14 protein-coding genes and 3 pseudogenes are annotated in these 14,956 nt (G+C 56.0%); 13 read left to right on the plus strand and 4 right to left on the minus strand.

All coding sequences use genetic code 11. From position 1 onward, the window contains the following. Positions 1-319: 319 nt before the first annotated feature. The gene (locus tag V1289_RS41020) at positions 320-1,447 is read right to left on the minus strand and encodes an acyltransferase family protein (RefSeq protein WP_334404946.1); all 1,128 of its coding nucleotides are present in this window, start codon (positions 1,445-1,447) and stop codon (positions 320-322) included. 104 nt (positions 1,448-1,551) lie between these two features. Beyond that, positions 1,552-1,797, minus strand: a pseudogene (locus tag V1289_RS41025) (integrase core domain-containing protein); the annotation flags it as partial. 399 nt (positions 1,798-2,196) lie between these two features. On the opposite strand from V1289_RS41025, the gene V1289_RS41030 reads away from it, so the two are divergent. Continuing rightward, positions 2,197-2,826: an SGNH/GDSL hydrolase family protein gene (locus tag V1289_RS41030; protein WP_334404947.1), complete on the plus strand. Its 630-nt coding sequence runs from the start codon at positions 2,197-2,199 to the stop codon at positions 2,824-2,826. Positions 2,827-3,086: 260 nt separating this feature from the next. On the opposite strand, the gene V1289_RS41035 is transcribed toward V1289_RS41030, so the two are convergent. After that, positions 3,087-3,230 carry a hypothetical protein gene (locus V1289_RS41035; protein ID WP_334404948.1) on the minus strand — a complete coding sequence of 48 codons (144 nt, stop codon included), beginning with the start codon at positions 3,228-3,230 and terminating at the stop codon, positions 3,087-3,089. A 146-nt stretch (positions 3,231-3,376) separates the two neighbouring features. Between V1289_RS41035 and V1289_RS41040 the strand changes: the two are divergent. Further along, positions 3,377-3,523 (plus strand): annotated as a pseudogene (locus tag V1289_RS41040) (IS5/IS1182 family transposase); the annotation flags it as partial. Here the strand turns inward: V1289_RS41040 and V1289_RS41045 are convergent. Further along, positions 3,520-3,989: pseudogene (locus V1289_RS41045) on the minus strand (transposase); the annotation flags it as partial. The pseudogenes V1289_RS41040 and V1289_RS41045 sit on opposite strands and share 4 nt — an antisense overlap. A 242-nt stretch (positions 3,990-4,231) precedes the next feature. Here V1289_RS41045 and V1289_RS41050 point away from each other — a divergent pair. The 11 genes from V1289_RS41050 (at position 4,232) to V1289_RS41100 (ending at position 14,955) form a co-directional block, all read left to right on the plus strand. Further along, on the plus strand, positions 4,232-5,104 hold the full coding sequence (locus V1289_RS41050; RefSeq protein WP_334404949.1) for a sterol desaturase family protein: 873 nt from the start codon (positions 4,232-4,234) through the stop codon (positions 5,102-5,104). 110 nt (positions 5,105-5,214) lie between these two features. Further along, a complete protein-coding gene (locus V1289_RS41055) occupies positions 5,215-5,955 on the plus strand; it encodes a methyltransferase family protein (RefSeq protein WP_334404950.1) in 741 nt (246 codons plus the stop codon). A 1,800-nt stretch (positions 5,956-7,755) separates the two neighbouring features. Then, positions 7,756-7,965 carry a Flp family type IVb pilin gene (locus V1289_RS41060; protein WP_334404952.1) on the plus strand — a complete coding sequence of 70 codons (210 nt, stop codon included), beginning with the start codon at positions 7,756-7,758 and terminating at the stop codon, positions 7,963-7,965. 67 nt (positions 7,966-8,032) lie between these two features. Next, the gene (locus V1289_RS41065) at positions 8,033-8,242 is read left to right on the plus strand and encodes a Flp family type IVb pilin (RefSeq protein WP_334404954.1); all 210 of its coding nucleotides are present in this window, start codon (positions 8,033-8,035) and stop codon (positions 8,240-8,242) included. A gap of 79 nt (positions 8,243-8,321) precedes the next feature. Then, entirely contained in the window at positions 8,322-8,837 is a 516-nt protein-coding gene (locus tag V1289_RS41070) for an A24 family peptidase (RefSeq protein ID WP_334407874.1), read from the plus strand. Between the two features lies 1 nt (position 8,838). Beyond that, on the plus strand, positions 8,839-9,795 hold the full coding sequence (gene cpaB, locus V1289_RS41075; RefSeq protein WP_334404956.1) for a Flp pilus assembly protein CpaB: 957 nt from the start codon (positions 8,839-8,841) through the stop codon (positions 9,793-9,795). Then, positions 9,792-10,994: an AAA family ATPase gene (locus tag V1289_RS41080; RefSeq protein ID WP_334404958.1), complete on the plus strand. Its 1,203-nt coding sequence runs from the start codon at positions 9,792-9,794 to the stop codon at positions 10,992-10,994. Before cpaB ends, V1289_RS41080 begins: the two co-directional genes overlap by 4 nt. Before the next feature lie 134 nt (positions 10,995-11,128). Further along, on the plus strand, positions 11,129-12,436 hold the full coding sequence (locus V1289_RS41085) for a CpaF family protein (protein ID WP_442896226.1): 1,308 nt from the start codon (positions 11,129-11,131) through the stop codon (positions 12,434-12,436). Then, positions 12,436-13,365 (plus strand): type II secretion system F family protein, encoded by a 930-nt coding sequence (locus V1289_RS41090; protein WP_334404962.1) that lies wholly within the window; start codon positions 12,436-12,438, stop codon positions 13,363-13,365. Before V1289_RS41085 ends, V1289_RS41090 begins: the two co-directional genes overlap by 1 nt. Next, on the plus strand, positions 13,362-14,267 hold the full coding sequence (locus V1289_RS41095) for a type II secretion system F family protein (protein ID WP_334404964.1): 906 nt from the start codon (positions 13,362-13,364) through the stop codon (positions 14,265-14,267). The genes V1289_RS41090 and V1289_RS41095 overlap by 4 nt, the downstream gene beginning before the upstream one ends. A 229-nt stretch (positions 14,268-14,496) precedes the next feature. After that, positions 14,497-14,955, plus strand: a complete 459-nt coding sequence (locus V1289_RS41100) for a hypothetical protein (RefSeq protein WP_334404966.1) — start codon at positions 14,497-14,499, stop codon at positions 14,953-14,955. Position 14,956 lies beyond the last annotated feature (1 nt).

The raw sequence follows: 14,956 nt of genomic DNA on the forward strand, positions 1-14,956 counted from the left end.
GGACAGCTTCTAGCAAGTTACCGCCAGCAGAGTTCAACCGCAGCGAGGTCGCTTGTTTGCCCGAGTCATTCGCCGCTTTGCCGCTTTGACGCGCCCCTTTCAGTAAGTCAGCGTCACCCGGCGCGATATCGCCGGAGATTCTGGGCTTCCTGCCGGACGCACGGACGCACTGCGCGAGCTTGAGTTTTCAATCAAGCTTGATCGGACTGATCTTTGTAGGCGCGCTATAATAGCTGGGTGGCCTCTTCGCTTTCTTTCCGGTACTCACGACGCGTTCAATTAGGCTGAAGGAGCGGCAAGCCAGCCGTCAGATGAAATGCTATGAGATCAATTGCGCAGGTCGCATTCCCTGAATGCCTCGTATCGCGTTCCGGGCTGGCACCTCGATCGCAAAATATGTGCCCGCTGAGACGACAAATGTCGTCCCAACCAAAAGAGCTAGAAGGGACCCTGTCCAAGGTGTGCGAAACACAGCGATGAACAACACAAGAACGAAAGAGTGCACCATATAGATCGAGTACGAAATCACGCCGAGAAAGTGTAGCGCCCTCGACCCTAGTAGGCGCGACGTGGCGGAAGCTGGGTCTGTCGCGGCGAGCACCACGAACGGAAAGAGGAATACCAGCGCCTGCGCATTGATAAGCCTATACCCCAAGAAAACAATGCAAACGACGCATGACCAAATCAGGGTAGAGAATCTAGTGCAGAGCGCGTAGAGGTCATCGCGCCTCTCGAAGCTTGCAAAGACGATCCATCCGGCCGTGAACCCGCAAACGCCTCGGAACAGGCTTACCCAGTAGCTCCACTGACTTTTTGGTACGTAGACCTCAGGGTTGGATAGGTTACCGTCGAAATATCTTAGAAACACTAAATAGGAAAATGCTGACAAAACGACGACGATGCAGAGCAGCACGATTGGAGACGAGCGAAGCAGCCGTTTTTGAACCAGGAGAAAGGGAAACAGCAGGACGTAGCAGAACCATTCGACAGAGATCGACCACGCCGTAATGTTCCAATGCACCCCGGAGCCAATAACCGGCCAAGAGTTGATCATGACCACTTGCAGCAGGAAATCGGAAAGGGCTGATCCGGCGGGATAGGTTGTTGGATTAACATATAGCGGCAAGACCCATGCCGCTCCGGCGATGATTAGTGTTAAGAAATACAATGGGTAAATCCGGGCAATGCGAGCCGTCAGGTAGCTTGAAAACTGAAATCCCTCCCGGCTGTAAACGTAGGAAAGCGTGAAGCCGCTGAGGCAAAAGAACAGATCAACGGCATTGTGCCACATGAAAAAGCTGTTGGCTTCCACACCGTTAGGGAAAAACTGCATGAAGTGTGCCAATGCTACGGTCGTCGCCGCTACCCCGCGAAGCCCTGTTAGCGCCCTCAGTTCTGGCAGCCGATCTTTGGTCGGACTATCCTGCCCAATCTGGTGAGTTTCCAATCTGCCTCCCGTGCCTGGTCGGAATACGTATCATCACGAGCACCACCGAACAACCAGGGCGCGGAAACTGTCTGACCTGCTCCCCCGTTTGCCCTTTCCCTTGTTTATAGGTAGAGTCTGTTCTGGTTTTGGCCCCGATTGGGGCGGGTTGCGAACTCGGTTGGTGTGAGCCCGTTGAGGCTCGTGTGCGGCCGGTTGGTGTTGTAGTCGATCCTCCATTCTTCGATAATCTGGCGGGCCTCGCTGAGGTTGGCGAACAAGTGCTCGTTGAGACACTCATCGCGCAGTCGGCCATTGAAGCTTTCGACAAATCCATTCTGCATCGGCTTGCCGGGTGCGATGTAGTGCCATTACACGCAGAGCGGTGAGCGAGGTGTCGGCGCGCGGATTAAAAAGCCGGACTAAAATGGCCATCATTCCGCAACCTTGAGCGGGCGGCGGCAAGTATAAACTCGTACCGAAACAAAAGGGTCAAGGCAGCGTTGGTGCTAATGCATCAGCTCCTGATGGCCTTCGCTCAGACCGGCTTGACTTTAAATGGCTACTGGCCGGTGACCTGAATCAAACGCGTCGCCGAGCATAAATCTTACTAGCAAGCGACCAGCCCGCCGGCTCATCCCAACGGGCTTTTTGGTTTGCGATTGAATATCATATCGAGCTACGCTTTTGTGCGTGAAGGAGATGTTTATGCAGATGTGGGATCACAAGTGATCCTCTTCCACGGGATCAGCCGACGAACGACGGTCCGCATGCTGCTGATCATGGCGGTAGCACTATCGGTCGGGACCTTTTTGAAGTTTCGGGGCCCGCAAAATGAGCAGGCTTTCATTCAGTATAGGCAATTCAAACTTCAAACAATGCTGGATAGAGTCTCTAGTCCGATTATCGTGCTCGGCGACAGTATTGTGGAGTCATCGATCTTACCTCCCGTCTTGTGCAATCATGCTGTCATTAACGCTGGAATTTCCGGCGCACAAACGACAAGCGGTCTGGGCGCCATACTCAAGCAGTCACTTCGCGGAAAGCGCGCGGCGCTGGTGATTTTGTCTCTTGGGACAAATGACGCCCTAATGTCGCGACGAACCGACAATTTTGCAGGCTCCTACAAAGCCTTGCTAGCGGAAATAACACCCCTTGCAGAGCACATTGCCGTTATGTCGATTCCGGCATTGGATGGTCCATCCGACGCTAACGAGCGTATAAATGAATACAATACCGCTATCTTCATGCTGGCCAAAGAACAAGGAATCGACTTCGTTCCCTTGGCACGAATGCCGGAGCCTCATACAACAGATGGTGTGCACCTAGATAGCGCTAGCTATTCGATCTGGGAGGCCGCTCTTCTCAGCCAGGCCAGAATAATTTGTCCTCGCGAGTAGGACAGGAGAATCGCGGACCAGCGACGACCGTGCTGTTTTCTGGTAGAACGTCTGCGAATGCCGGCTCCCAGTCGAGCACGTTCCGCAGGGTCTGCCGCGCGCCATGTGATGCGTGCCGGTCCTCGTCCTTTAGTTTCTCGTCTTGAAGTAGGCGCTCGATCTCGATGTTCGATTGTGTCGCGGTCCATCAGCGAAGCAATAGCTGATTCGACAAGGCCGGGAGAAAGAGGCCGCCAGCTGAGGCCGCCTGTTGGGTCGCGTTACTTGCCGGCCTGCTGCTTGATGTAGTTGATGGAATCCGAAATACCGTGATATTTGGTGAGTGTGTCGACGATAACGGTCTTTCCAACTTCGTATAAGAGGTCGACGATCTCGCCGCCGCTCACTGCGTCCAGCTCGGCCAAATTCAATTCGCGCGATGTCTCTCTCCCGCTTTGTCGGATGAGGGACTATTCCCGCCAGCCGTGATAGAGGGATACGCGCGGTGGTGGATTGTCGCCGTGATAGACGTCACACAGCGAAATTTGCACTGAAACGGACAGAGGACGATCGCAACCAGGTCGAGCGGTTCTTCAACAGGATCAAACAATGTCGTCGGATTGCAACGCGCTACGACAAGCTTGCCGCCAACTACCTTGCCTTCGTCCTTGCATCAATCAGGCTATGGCTGCGCGTTAATGAGTCCGCGCCCTACTAGGCGCTCGCCTGAGCCGCCTCGATTAGTTGCTTAGCCTGTAAGACCATCCAATGAATAACTTGGTTCCCGCGTTTGACGGCGGCGAGGACGCGCTTCGGATCGGCAATCCAGACGAAGGGTTCATTAGCGACTTGCAAGTCAACGACGGATCGGAAGGTGCCGCGTTTGAGGCGACGGCGGGTAAGCTTGGCGAAAACGCCTTCGACCGCATTGAGCCTGATGCGGAGGTCGGGGTGAACGTCCAGCGGGGATGCCGGGCCAGTCATTGGCGTACTTCGGATGCTTGTGGGTCGCATATTTGTCGACGATGGCGTGGATCACTTTCCCCACCGGGACCTGCTCCTCGATCGCGTTGAGAAAGCGGATGAACTCTTGATGGCGATGGCGCTGTTGAGGACTGCGGACAACGTGGTAGTGCGTTGTAGTCGCGCGTCCTCATCCCGGCACGGCCGGGCTTCATCGGCAAAACTTCGAATCGCTCGACAGATTGAACGTGCGGATGCGATACGGCGCGAGTTGGCGGGTCTCGAGGATACCTTGCACCGAGCGCAGTCGGCCGGCTGGCGCGCCAGTTGGGATTACCTCTATTTTTTCGGAGATCACAGATGGCAGCATCCCGAACCACTTAACCATCATAATGTGCAGCCGCCGGTTTACCCTTTATGCCATAGGAAAATAGCGATAGGGTAACAGCCAGTGAGGAGCGTAATGGATCCCTTTGGCTTCAAGGTAATTTTTATCACCGTTCTTGTGTTCATACCGCTCGAGCGGCTGTTCGCCATACATCCGCAGAAGGTCTTTCGTCGCAATTGGGGCAACGATCTGATCTTCTTGTTCTTGAATGGTATTTTGATAAAGCTTGGTCTGCTAGCCGTTATCGTTGCGGTCATCTTTGCCGCCGCATGGATTGTCCCGGCATCCTTTCAGGACATGGTCGGGGGCTTGCCCTATTGGGTGCAAATCCCGGCCGTTATCGTACTTTCTGATTTGGGATTCTATTGGACCCACCGCATGTTCCATGCCGTTCCCTGGCTATGGAGGTTCCACTCCATTCACCACAGTATCGAGGAGCTTGACTGGCTGGCTGCGGCCAGGGTCCATCCGGTCGATCAGATTTTGACCAAGGGGGTCTCGCTGATCCCGGTCTTCGCGCTGGGTTTCTCCGAATGGGCGATTGGAGTCTATGCCTTGCTCTATCAGTGGCAGGCGGTTCTCATTCACTCCAATGTTCGCGTGGGATTTGGTCCGTTGCGCTTCCTGTTTGCTTCGCCGGAATTTCATCACTGGCATCATAGTAACCACCGGGAAGCCAGGGACCGGAATTTCGCCGGGCAGCTGTCCTTCCTGGATGCGTTGTTTGGGAGTCTTCATTTGCCGAGGGGGCAAATACCGACGACCTACGGTCTGGATCGGCCGATGCCGCAACGCTACGTGCCTCAGTTGCTTTATCCCTTCATCGGCGAGCGGATCTTCCAGTCCAAATCGGACACAGCGGCGCTGGCAGAGACGATGCGGGCCCCAGAGGAGGCCGCCCAATTGTTCGCCCAGCCTCGGTCAGTAACGGAACTCCCGTCCGGTTAATCTGCACCCTGAAGCTGTTCACCAGTGACCTATCCTGCTTGGGCGGGAACGGAGTCAAATTTCAGAGCTTGCCGGAACATCTTGGCCGACGATGAAAGCACGAGATTGAGATGATGACGAATATCAAACTCGAGGGAACCGATGGATCCCACGGGAAAAGTATGGCCGTTGAGTTGACTGTCAATCGTTGGCTCGATTGGACCGCGAGAGCGGCGGTCGTTGTTGTTTTTACCGCGCTTGTCGTGATTGGCGTTGCGGGAATTCCTCGCCTGCTTCCGTTGGACAGCATCCATAAGCTGCTCATGCTCGCGGCCAGCACTGCCAACGTCTCTTTCCTGAGCTTGGTTGCAGCGACAACTATTACCCGGCTGGTCCCGATACAGAAGTCCAAAGGCATCGAGCCGCGGATCTCGGCCTTGTTGGGCACGTTTTTGTTCACAACAATTGCTTTGCTTCCGAAGGCAGAGCTGGGTCCTGTTTGGTCGGTCGTGTCCACGACATTGATCCTAGTGGGCACTACGCTTTCTTTCGTGGTGCTCCGCTGGTTGGGTAAATCTTTCAGCATTTTTGCGGAGGCAAGGCGCTTGGTGACAGAAGGACCTTATCGAATCGTCCGGCATCCGCTCTACCTCTGTGAAGGAGTTGCTTTGGTCGGTGTCACACTACAGGTGCTTTCGCCGCTTGCCGTACTCATCGCCATTACGGCTGTGATGCTTCAATGTCGGCGTATGATCAACGAAGAAGCGATTCTGAAGGCGGCTTTTCCTGAATATCGCGTCTATGCTGCGAATACATCTTTTCTGATCCCCACAAAGCTTAGCCAGTTTTTTGCAGGATCGAACCCGCCGTAGATGGTTAGCCCGGCGTTCGACGAAGCGGGTCCAGTTGACCTAACCCATCTTTCACGCAGCGATGGAGAGAAACCGTTAATCAATCAAGCTTGTGTGGCATCGGTGATGCAACGCGCTTATCCGCGGGCTTCACCGGATGGTTACATTTCGCCTTTTGTCATCTGCAGGTTCCGGTTAACCGGAGAAATTTAAAGGTAAGCGATGCTCCGGGACCATCACGGAGAGACTAACGCCCGTCCTGCCAAATTTGAGGTGACGCCCAGTAGCAGCTTGAGCCTTCGCCGAAGTCTGAATCCCATCAAAACCACTCTGGGAAACCCTGGCCCAAAGGGGGCGGAACAGATCAAATTGCCGAGCCAATGACCCCTATCGATTTCTATTCACTGACGCGACGCGGCGGCAGCCACGCGGGCGGTCCGGTCCCGCTTCTACCCGCGTGGGACTCGTTGGTTGGCTCCAAACGCTTGCGCTGATGCGCCACTCGCACCGGCGCGGCCCTTGGAGATGCGGCTCTCCGTGAACGCAATCCGCATCACCGGCGAGGCCGAGCGCAACTGGCAACGCACACGCAGGAGGCGAGCGTGGACCGCGAGAGGCGGGCCGTCGAGCAGGCCGTGAGGGCCGGAGACGCCGCGGCCAAGAGCTCGCCGCCCTGTGGCTTCCTTCATCTCGAGCACATCATGTACATGATCCGTTTTTACTGCGAGTAATCAGCGTCGAAATTCGCTCAGGCTTGACCAATGTCTCGCGCCGAAGGCCGAACAGAATTCGTGCTCACTCCATGCAGCTGCGCTCGCGGGACGCCGATTGCTCCGATCGCCAGCGCCAGTCGACCAGGTAATGCCCGCCGATCGGCGGGATCGAAAGAGCATCAGAAAGTTCAGCGTTGCGATCCCATATCCGACTAGGCCGGTGCCGCGCCATAACCGTGTGATTCGATGGCATCGTTACGATGCCTTCCATCGCACTCGAAATGCCAAGGCCCGCCCGCACGTAGTGCCAGCATATCTCGCAGATAGGCGACGTCGCCACTACCGTGCGCGGCGACCAGGCCCAGCGTTGGCCAAATCGCCGATATTAGCATTGTCGCTGTCGCTGTCGCGTCCGCCAGTAGCAGCAACTCACGAGTGCGTGCGGATCCGTCCGTTGCGGGAAAGTAGATGATCGAAAGAATGGTCTGGGGAAGCAGGCTGCCGTAGGCCACGATCAGCAGAAAGCTCAGGTGCGGTGCTTGCTTCTCACTGCATCTGGAGCAGGCCGGACCGGTCTCGACCGAGGTCGCACGCCTTAATCGCCACAACAGGCTTCCAGACGGAGCGCCAGTTCGCGCTCTACTGCGGTCCCCGCGTCTGATCGGCTATCACTGCTTGGTCGAAGGCTCGGTATCGTTGGGATCGTCAAGCGGCCCGATCACGGTCTCTGCTGTCAATCCATTGCGAACCGCATTTTGGGAAGAGCTGTTTGCCGTTTTGCGTTTTCGGGCCGGCGGCAAAGCCCCGAGATGCTCTCCTCGCCGCGTATCATTCCGGTACATCTCGCCAGTATTCTTTCGGGGTACTCCGCCTGAGCACGGGAGTTCCTTCGGCCGGGTGCACAGTCTGACGCCAGAAAAAACAGAAAATTGCTCAACGATTTGGCGTTGTTGCCCGCCGGGTACACCGCATTTTCACGGTTAAGGTTAAACCAGTATAAACATTGACGTAGCGGCCACTTTAACACAAAATTTACCCACTTGGCAGGAAGGCGTGTCTGCCAGCGTTAGTAGTTGTGGTTTCATCTTGTACAGAAGGATTTTCTCCCATGTTGAAGTATTATATTAGGACTACCGAAGCGTTGAAGCGTCTGCGCTCGGACCAGGACGGCGTGGTGTCGCTCGAGTACGTGATCGTCGGGGCTTGTGTCTGCGCCGTCGTACTTCTTCTGTTTAATGGTACCGGCACGAATACCCTCAGCGGAGCGCTGAATACCGGGTTCGGCAAGATCGCCAGCACTATGACTGGTCTGCCGTAAGCGGAATCCAGAGCGCGGCAATGGATGTCCCAATGCCGCGCGCCTTTTTGAAAGAAGGATTTCTCCTATGTTGATGTATTATGCCAAGATCGCGGAAGCGTTGAAGCGTCTGCGCACGGACCAGGACGGCGTGGTGTCGCTCGAGTACGTGATCGTCGGGGCTTGTGTCTGCGCCGTCGTACTTCTTCTGTTTACTGGTACCGGGACTAACACCCTCAGCGGAGCGCTAAATACCGGGTTCGGCGTGATCGCCTCCACTATGACTGGACTGCCATGACTCGGCTCTGGGTCCCATGACAGGTCTTTGAGTCCGGAGCGTGGCAATGGATGTCCCAATGCCACGCCTCCTTTCAGGCATGCATTTGATGAATTGGATTGTTCCCACAGCTTTGTGTCTTGAGATCCTATTGTTGGTATATGTTGCAATGATCGATATCGCAACACGATTGATCCGAAATGAAATTTGTCTGGTGCTGGCGCTGCTCGGGATCGCCGGGCATTTTGCCAGCCCTATGCAGATTGTAGAATCCTTGATCGCCGCGACAATCCTGTTTCTGCTGCTTTTAGTCATATATCAGCGGGGATGGATGGGCGGCGGCGATGTCAAACTGCTGGTCGCACTGGCGATTGGGCTCCCATTGATGGGCGTGATTCAGTTGTTGACTATCACCGCGCTGGCCGGCGGCGTTCTTGCCGTGGTGCATCTGATGATGCGCCGCCTGCCATATCCCAGGCTAGCGCCCGCGGGATCGTCGTTCGCACGCCGCGTCTACGCGATAGAACGTTGGCGCCATTTGCGACACGCGCCGCTACCTTACGGGGTTGCGATTGCGTGCGGCGGTATTTGGACCATTTTCAGCCAAGGACTTTGACATGTCATCTACTTTGCGTCTCTCGATCATAATGGTTCTTTTGCTCGCGACCGCTGCGCTCGGACTTATTGCCTACGGCATGAACCTGCCGAACGCACAGGTCCCGGTACAGGTCACGGAAAAGGCGCCGGCGCCTCTCACTCGGTATCTTGTCGCGGCACGTCCGCTGAAGGCTGGTACATTGACACGCGACGAAGATTTCCGCGCCGATCCGTTGGATAGCGTTCCAACAGGGGCGATCCGCGATACGACCGACGATAGGAACAGACTTCAGGGCTCTCTGGTTCGCAAGAACCTCGACACCGGCAGTCCTATCACATCAGAAAACGTATTGCTCCGGGGAGATCGGGGTTTTCTCGCGAGCGTCTTGGAACCGGGTACCCGTGCCATCAGCATCAAGGTTGACGCAGAATCTGGTGTCTCGGGCCTGATCAAGCCGGGTGACTATGTGGATGTTGTCTTGACCCAAGTAGCCGCGAACGCTGATGTCGCGCGTCGCGCTCTGAGCGAAACCCTTCTCCAGAATGTTCGAATCATCGCGATTGACCAGGAGATTGTGCAAGGCGGCGGAGCCAATAACGCCACGGCCGCGAAGGTAGCGCAAACTGTGTCACTGCAGCTTGCGCCCGAGCAGGTCAAGAAGATCGCGGTCGCAAAAAATCTCGGATCGCTCTCCTTGGCCATGCGATCAGCGGTCGAGCTACGGGACGCAGCGGACAGTCGCACTATTTCCAGCTGCGACGTGTCGCCGGAAATAGCCCGCCAGAATGCTGTTGCCGGCCAGAGTGCAGCGGTGGTGGTTTATGGTGGCGGTAAGGTCCAGGAATACTCAGTCAGGAAACAGGATTCAGCCGCCGGTTGCGGTGAGCTGCCGAAAATTGCCGGCCAGAGTGAAACGGTGGTGGTTAATGCAGCCGATAAGGTTGGGGCCGTAAAGCCGCCGGAGAAAGTGCGATGAGCGTCGACATGGCAATGGTCAGCCCGCCTGATGAAACTCCGTCTGTTGCAACGCGCAACCGAATCATCTGTTTCGTAAACGACGAGCTCAGTGCAGCGGCTTTGCGCAAAGGGCTCGAAGGTAGCAACGTGTCGATCAGGCGTGGCACGATCCGCAATGCCATACGGATGCTCGAGACCGACACCGAGCTATTCGCATTGGTAGCAGACATTAGTGGAATCGATGATCCATTTACCGAACTGGAAAGGTTGTCCAGCGTCTGCCCACCCGATGTCCTGGTAGCTCTGATCGGCGAGAGCAGAGAGATCACCTTCTACCGCGAGCTGATTGAAATCGGCTTGACCGAGTACCTTCCGAGGCCGCTCACGCGCGATATGGTGCTGCATCAGCTGCGTCCAAAGCTGCTGCTTGGCGACGTGGCACCCGGTGCGGCCGATCGTGGTGGGCATGTGATCTCGATCTGCGGCGCGCAGGGAGGCGCCGGAGCCACGAGTATCGCTATCAATCTCGCACTGCAACTGGCCGAGACCACAAAGGGCAAGGTCGCGCTGCTCGACCTTCATCTGCAAAACGGCGAAACGGCGGTGATGTTGGGTGTTCGGCCTGGGCCAGGGCTGCGCATCGCTCTGGAAAACCCGATGCGGGCGGACACCTTGTTCCTCGAACGCGCGGCAATCGAAATCAACGAACGAGTTTGCTTGATTTCCGCCGATGAGGACCTGGATGCGCAGCTCGACATCACTGAAGCGGGAGTGAGACATGTGCTGGGTCTGCTCCGTCAACGGTTCAATTACATCGTTGTCGATATACCAGTCCCGTTTCCGCCATCCATCCATCCGGTGATCACGCTTTCTCGCCACGTGCTGGTGCTGCTGGAGGCTGAAGTGACCGGACTTCGCAATGCCCATGCCCTCCGCGCCGCCGTCACCAACATCGCCGGTAAAGATCGAGTCTTTACTTTGCTCAATCGCGCCGATCGTCCCGGGGGCCTTCCCAGGGCCACGATTGTCAAGGCCTTGGGCGCAGAACCAGACATGGTGATTCCCGATCTCGGAAAGGGGATGACCCAGGCGGTCAATCTCGGAATTCCAGCTTTAAAGCACGTATCAAAACTGCGCCGTCACCTCGCCCCCATTGTACGGGAGATCGCTGGCGTCGGCGCCCAGCGGAAAGGATGGTTGAGGAGGCTGTTCCGGTGACGAAAAAATTCGGTACGCGCGAACGCGACGGCACGCCAACCCGTTTTCCTGCATCAGCGGAAAGGGACGGCACGCCAACCGGTTTGCCGGCGTTGACGCCAGACCGCGACGAACCTTCGACCGACCAGCCCGTGATGCCAGTTTCACTGCACGAACGAGGCGAGATGCCGGCTTCGCTGCGCGAACGAGCTGTGATGCCGGCTTCGCTGCGCGAACGGGTCATTGAGCAGATTGAGCCATCGGTGGCCGCAACTGTTTCCCGCGATGTTCTTCGGCGGCAGATCGAGGAAATCATCCATGGAATCGCCAACCAGGAACGGCTCGAACTGTCAGGCCGCGAGCAGTTTCAGCTAGCGGACGAGATTGCGGACGACATGACCGGCTACGGGCCGCTGCGTCCGCTCCTGATGGATCAATCGATTAACGATATCATGGTCAACGGACCAAGTAACGTTTATGTCGAGCGAAACGGCAAGCTGGAACGGGTCGCGATGCGATTCCGCGACAATGATCACATCGCATCGGTGGCGCAGAAGATCGCGGCCCAGGTTGGACGGCGCGTTGACGAATCGAGTCCGATGGTGGATTGCCGCTTGCCGGACGGCAGCCGAGTCAACATCATCTTCCCACCGCTAGCGATCCATAGTCCCTGCATTTCCATCCGAAAATTTCCAAGTCGCCGTTTAAATTTGGCCGGAATGATCGAAAACGGCACAATGACCTCTGCCATGGGACAATTGCTGGAGGTTGCCGGCCGATCTCGGCTCAATGTTCTGGTCTCTGGCGGTACCGGTTCTGGCAAGACGACACTGTTGAACGCCATCAGCCAATTCATTGATCACAGTGAGCGCATTGTCACCATCGAGGATGCCGCAGAGTTGCAGCTGCAACAGCCGCACGTGATCAGCCTGGAGACGCGGCCTCCGAGCCTCGAGGGCACCGGGCAGGTGACACAACGCGATCTGGTGTGGAATGCCCTGCGCATGCGTCCTGACCGGATCGTCGTAGGCGAAGTGCGCGGCGCTGAAGCGTTTGACATGCTGCAAGCGATGAACACCGGCCATGATGGTTCGATCTCCACGGTGCATGCTAACTCAGCCCGCGACGCACTTACCCGTATTGAAAACATGGTGCAGATGGGACAGCCAAACCTGCCGCTGCGGGCGATTCGATCCCAGATCGTCGCTGCGTTGGATATCATCGTGCAAGTAGAACGCATGCGGGATGGACAACGTCGCATTATCCAAATTACCGAGGTGACTGGCCTGGAAACCGATGTGATCACCACCAATGACATCGCGGCGTTCGAATACCAAGAGGAGGATGTTCACGGGCGGATATTGGGCGCCTATCGGTCCACCCACGCAGTCCCAAAATTCAAGAGCCGTCTTGCCTATTATGGGCTTGATCGAGCTTGGGCTGACGCTATGAGGCAACTATAATGCTGCCGTATTTGATCATCATTGTCCTGGCGCTCCTGATCTGCGCAACGGTCGTGTCGTTGTGGCTCGACGCTCGAGAAAGACGCATCAATCGTCAGGTAGCAATAGCTTTACCAACCTCACATTCGGCGAGCCTGCCCTCCATTCGTCGGTTACAGGCCGGGTCCCGATGGCGGTTTATCCACGGCTTGGCCAATTACAACGCAGAGACAACTTACCTTTGGCACCCCGCATATGCGCTACTTGCCGGTGTCATCGCAGCCGCGGCAATCTTTTATGTTAATAGCCTGCTGGATTTTCCCACCCTCTACGTGAATCTTGCGGCTGCAATTGTGGCCATCATGGTGGTGCGAGGTCTGTTTGGATGGCAGCAACGTCGCCTCGCCAATCAACTTTTTCGACAGCTACCTGATACGATCCAGATTGTGGCAAGTACTGTCCGATCCGGGCTGCCTGTGAACGAAGCATTTCGCTCCATCTCCCGCGAGATGCCGCAACCAACAGCTGGGCAGTTTGCTATTGCATGCAGCGAATTGAGTCTGGGGAGACCTCCGGCGGAAGCTGTAGAGGCTATCTATCGGCGAACGCAGGTGGCAGAGTATGCGATGTTTGCGGTGACGCTTGCAGTCCAGCTGAAGTCAGGTGGCAGTTTGAGCGAAACCTTGCAGACACTGGGAGACACTGTGAGCCAGCGTGTTGCGCTAGCTGCTCGCGCGAAGGCTCTGGCAGCAGAGGTGATCTTTTCTTCGCGAGCACTTTCATTAATGCCCTTCATTGTAGGTGGGATATTCTACTGGATCAGTCCGCACTCAGTTGATCTACTGTTCTCTGATCCGACCGGAAACAAACTGCTGGCGTACGCAGCATCCTCAGTGCTTGTCGGGCACTTTGTGATACGTTGGATGATCAGAAAGGATACGGCACTATGAGTGTTGGTCTCAGCTTGGCCTTCGCCATAGCAGTTGCGGCTGCGGCCTGCGTGTTGATCATTCGCGAAATACACTTTCGTGCATTGAACACACGGGTGTCAAACGCTGTGATGGGCATTCCCAGCAAGTCAGCCCCCATCCAGAACATGACCGGTTGGTTTTCATCGCTCGGCGTGCGGTATCAGCGCTTCTATGCCGAGGAAAATCTGGATCAACTACGGACGATCCTTCAATCATCCGGTTTCAACCATTATCGAGCCTTGCCGATCTGGATCGGTGTCAAAACTGTCAGCAGTTTCTTATTCCCGATCAGTGCCTTTTTTGTTGCGCAGCTTTCTGGGAAGCCACTGACCGATGTGTTGATCTTCACGCTCATTGGCCTGTTGATCGGAATTATGGGGCCGCGATTGATCCTGTTGGTGCTGAAACGGCGCTTTGATGCTGCCATTCGGCTAGGCACGCCGGATGCTATCGATTTGCTGGTTGTATGCACCGAAGCGGGAATGGGTCTGGAGAGCGGGGTGCAACGAGTAGCGGAAGAAATGAACGAGACTAGTCCTGCGACCGCCCGGGTGTTATACGATCTTCTTGATAATCTCCGGATATTGCCAAATCGCAGCGATGCGTTCGAGAAATTCGGATCTACGTCAGAGGGACTGCGCCGAGTCGGTACCATTGTCAGCCAAAGCCTGACATACGGAACGCCGTTGAGCCAGGCCCTGCGCAGTGTCGCTGTCGACCTCCGGCGAGAACGTATCACCAGGCTGGAAGAAAGAGCACACAAGTTAGGCGCCAAGCTGACTATTCCGATGGTGTTGTTCATGCTTCCAGCCATGTTCGTCATTTTGGGTGGAAGTCCGTATCTGCGCCTCATCGCTACGTTCAGCAGCGCAGGTAAGTAAGCTATGAGCACACACTGTTGACACTGGTCTTAACGATCGGATTTTTGGTCCGCCCCTGTCGAGGAAGGCTTATGATCCATAAATTCTTTCATAGCGGATGACGATGTCGGGGTTCGAAGCCTCCATTACGGAGCCGATAAAGCAGAACGCAATAAGGATGTTATGCTGCAGCAGCAAGGTGTTCAGAGCTAAATGTTTTAAGGGTCAGGGCAAGGCCGAGGGTAACACTATGGCTGAAAGAACGGTTTTGGCCGGAAACGACAAAGTGACCGCCGCGGTCCTGCTCTCGGATCAACGCGGCGCCGCCTCGTTGGAGATGACCATCGTTTCCCTTTTCATGATGCTGGCCCTGCTTGTGCCGCTTGCCGACATGGCCGTCGCCGGCTTCAAGTTCAACTCTGCATATCAGGCGTTGCGTGATATGGGACAGCGTACCCAGTATTCCAACCCCGACGCTACCGATGCGACCAGTATCAGCACCTGGCAAAGCTCGCTACCCACGACGGTCGATGGCTACACAGTCAGTGCGGCGGTTAAATGCGGTGATGCCGGGGCAGCGGCCCCCTGTGCCGGCACAACCTGGCCGAAGTACTTCCTCTTTTCTACAAGCTTTACCTTGTCACCAATGGTGCTTGGATCAGTGTTGTGCAGCAACTGCACGGTAACTTACTCGCAACGATTCCAGTAGG

The organism is Bradyrhizobium sp. AZCC 2289, from assembly GCF_036924615.1.
In the GTDB taxonomy this organism is placed as follows: Bacteria; Pseudomonadota; Alphaproteobacteria; order Rhizobiales; family Xanthobacteraceae; genus Bradyrhizobium.

Excerpts from the sequence above, each read along its gene's own strand:
- V1289_RS41030 (WP_334404947.1), top strand. The coding sequence starts at position 2,197 with ATGCTGCTGATCATGGCGGTAGCACTATCGGTCGGGACCTTTTTGAAG.
- V1289_RS41050 (WP_334404949.1), top strand. The coding sequence starts at position 4,232 with ATGGATCCCTTTGGCTTCAAGGTAATTTTTATCACCGTTCTTGTGTTC.
- V1289_RS41055 (WP_334404950.1), top strand. The coding sequence starts at position 5,215 with ATGATGACGAATATCAAACTCGAGGGAACCGATGGATCCCACGGGAAA.
- V1289_RS41060 (WP_334404952.1), top strand. The coding sequence starts at position 7,756 with ATGTTGAAGTATTATATTAGGACTACCGAAGCGTTGAAGCGTCTGCGC.
- V1289_RS41065 (WP_334404954.1), top strand. The coding sequence starts at position 8,033 with ATGTTGATGTATTATGCCAAGATCGCGGAAGCGTTGAAGCGTCTGCGC.
- V1289_RS41070 (WP_334407874.1), top strand. The coding sequence starts at position 8,322 with ATGCATTTGATGAATTGGATTGTTCCCACAGCTTTGTGTCTTGAGATC.
- cpaB (WP_334404956.1), top strand. The coding sequence starts at position 8,839 with ATGTCATCTACTTTGCGTCTCTCGATCATAATGGTTCTTTTGCTCGCG.
- V1289_RS41080 (WP_334404958.1), top strand. The coding sequence starts at position 9,792 with ATGAGCGTCGACATGGCAATGGTCAGCCCGCCTGATGAAACTCCGTCT.
- V1289_RS41085 (WP_442896226.1), top strand. The coding sequence starts at position 11,129 with ATGCCAGTTTCACTGCACGAACGAGGCGAGATGCCGGCTTCGCTGCGC.
- V1289_RS41090 (WP_334404962.1), top strand. The coding sequence starts at position 12,436 with ATGCTGCCGTATTTGATCATCATTGTCCTGGCGCTCCTGATCTGCGCA.
- V1289_RS41095 (WP_334404964.1), top strand. The coding sequence starts at position 13,362 with ATGAGTGTTGGTCTCAGCTTGGCCTTCGCCATAGCAGTTGCGGCTGCG.
- V1289_RS41100 (WP_334404966.1), top strand. The coding sequence starts at position 14,497 with ATGGCTGAAAGAACGGTTTTGGCCGGAAACGACAAAGTGACCGCCGCG.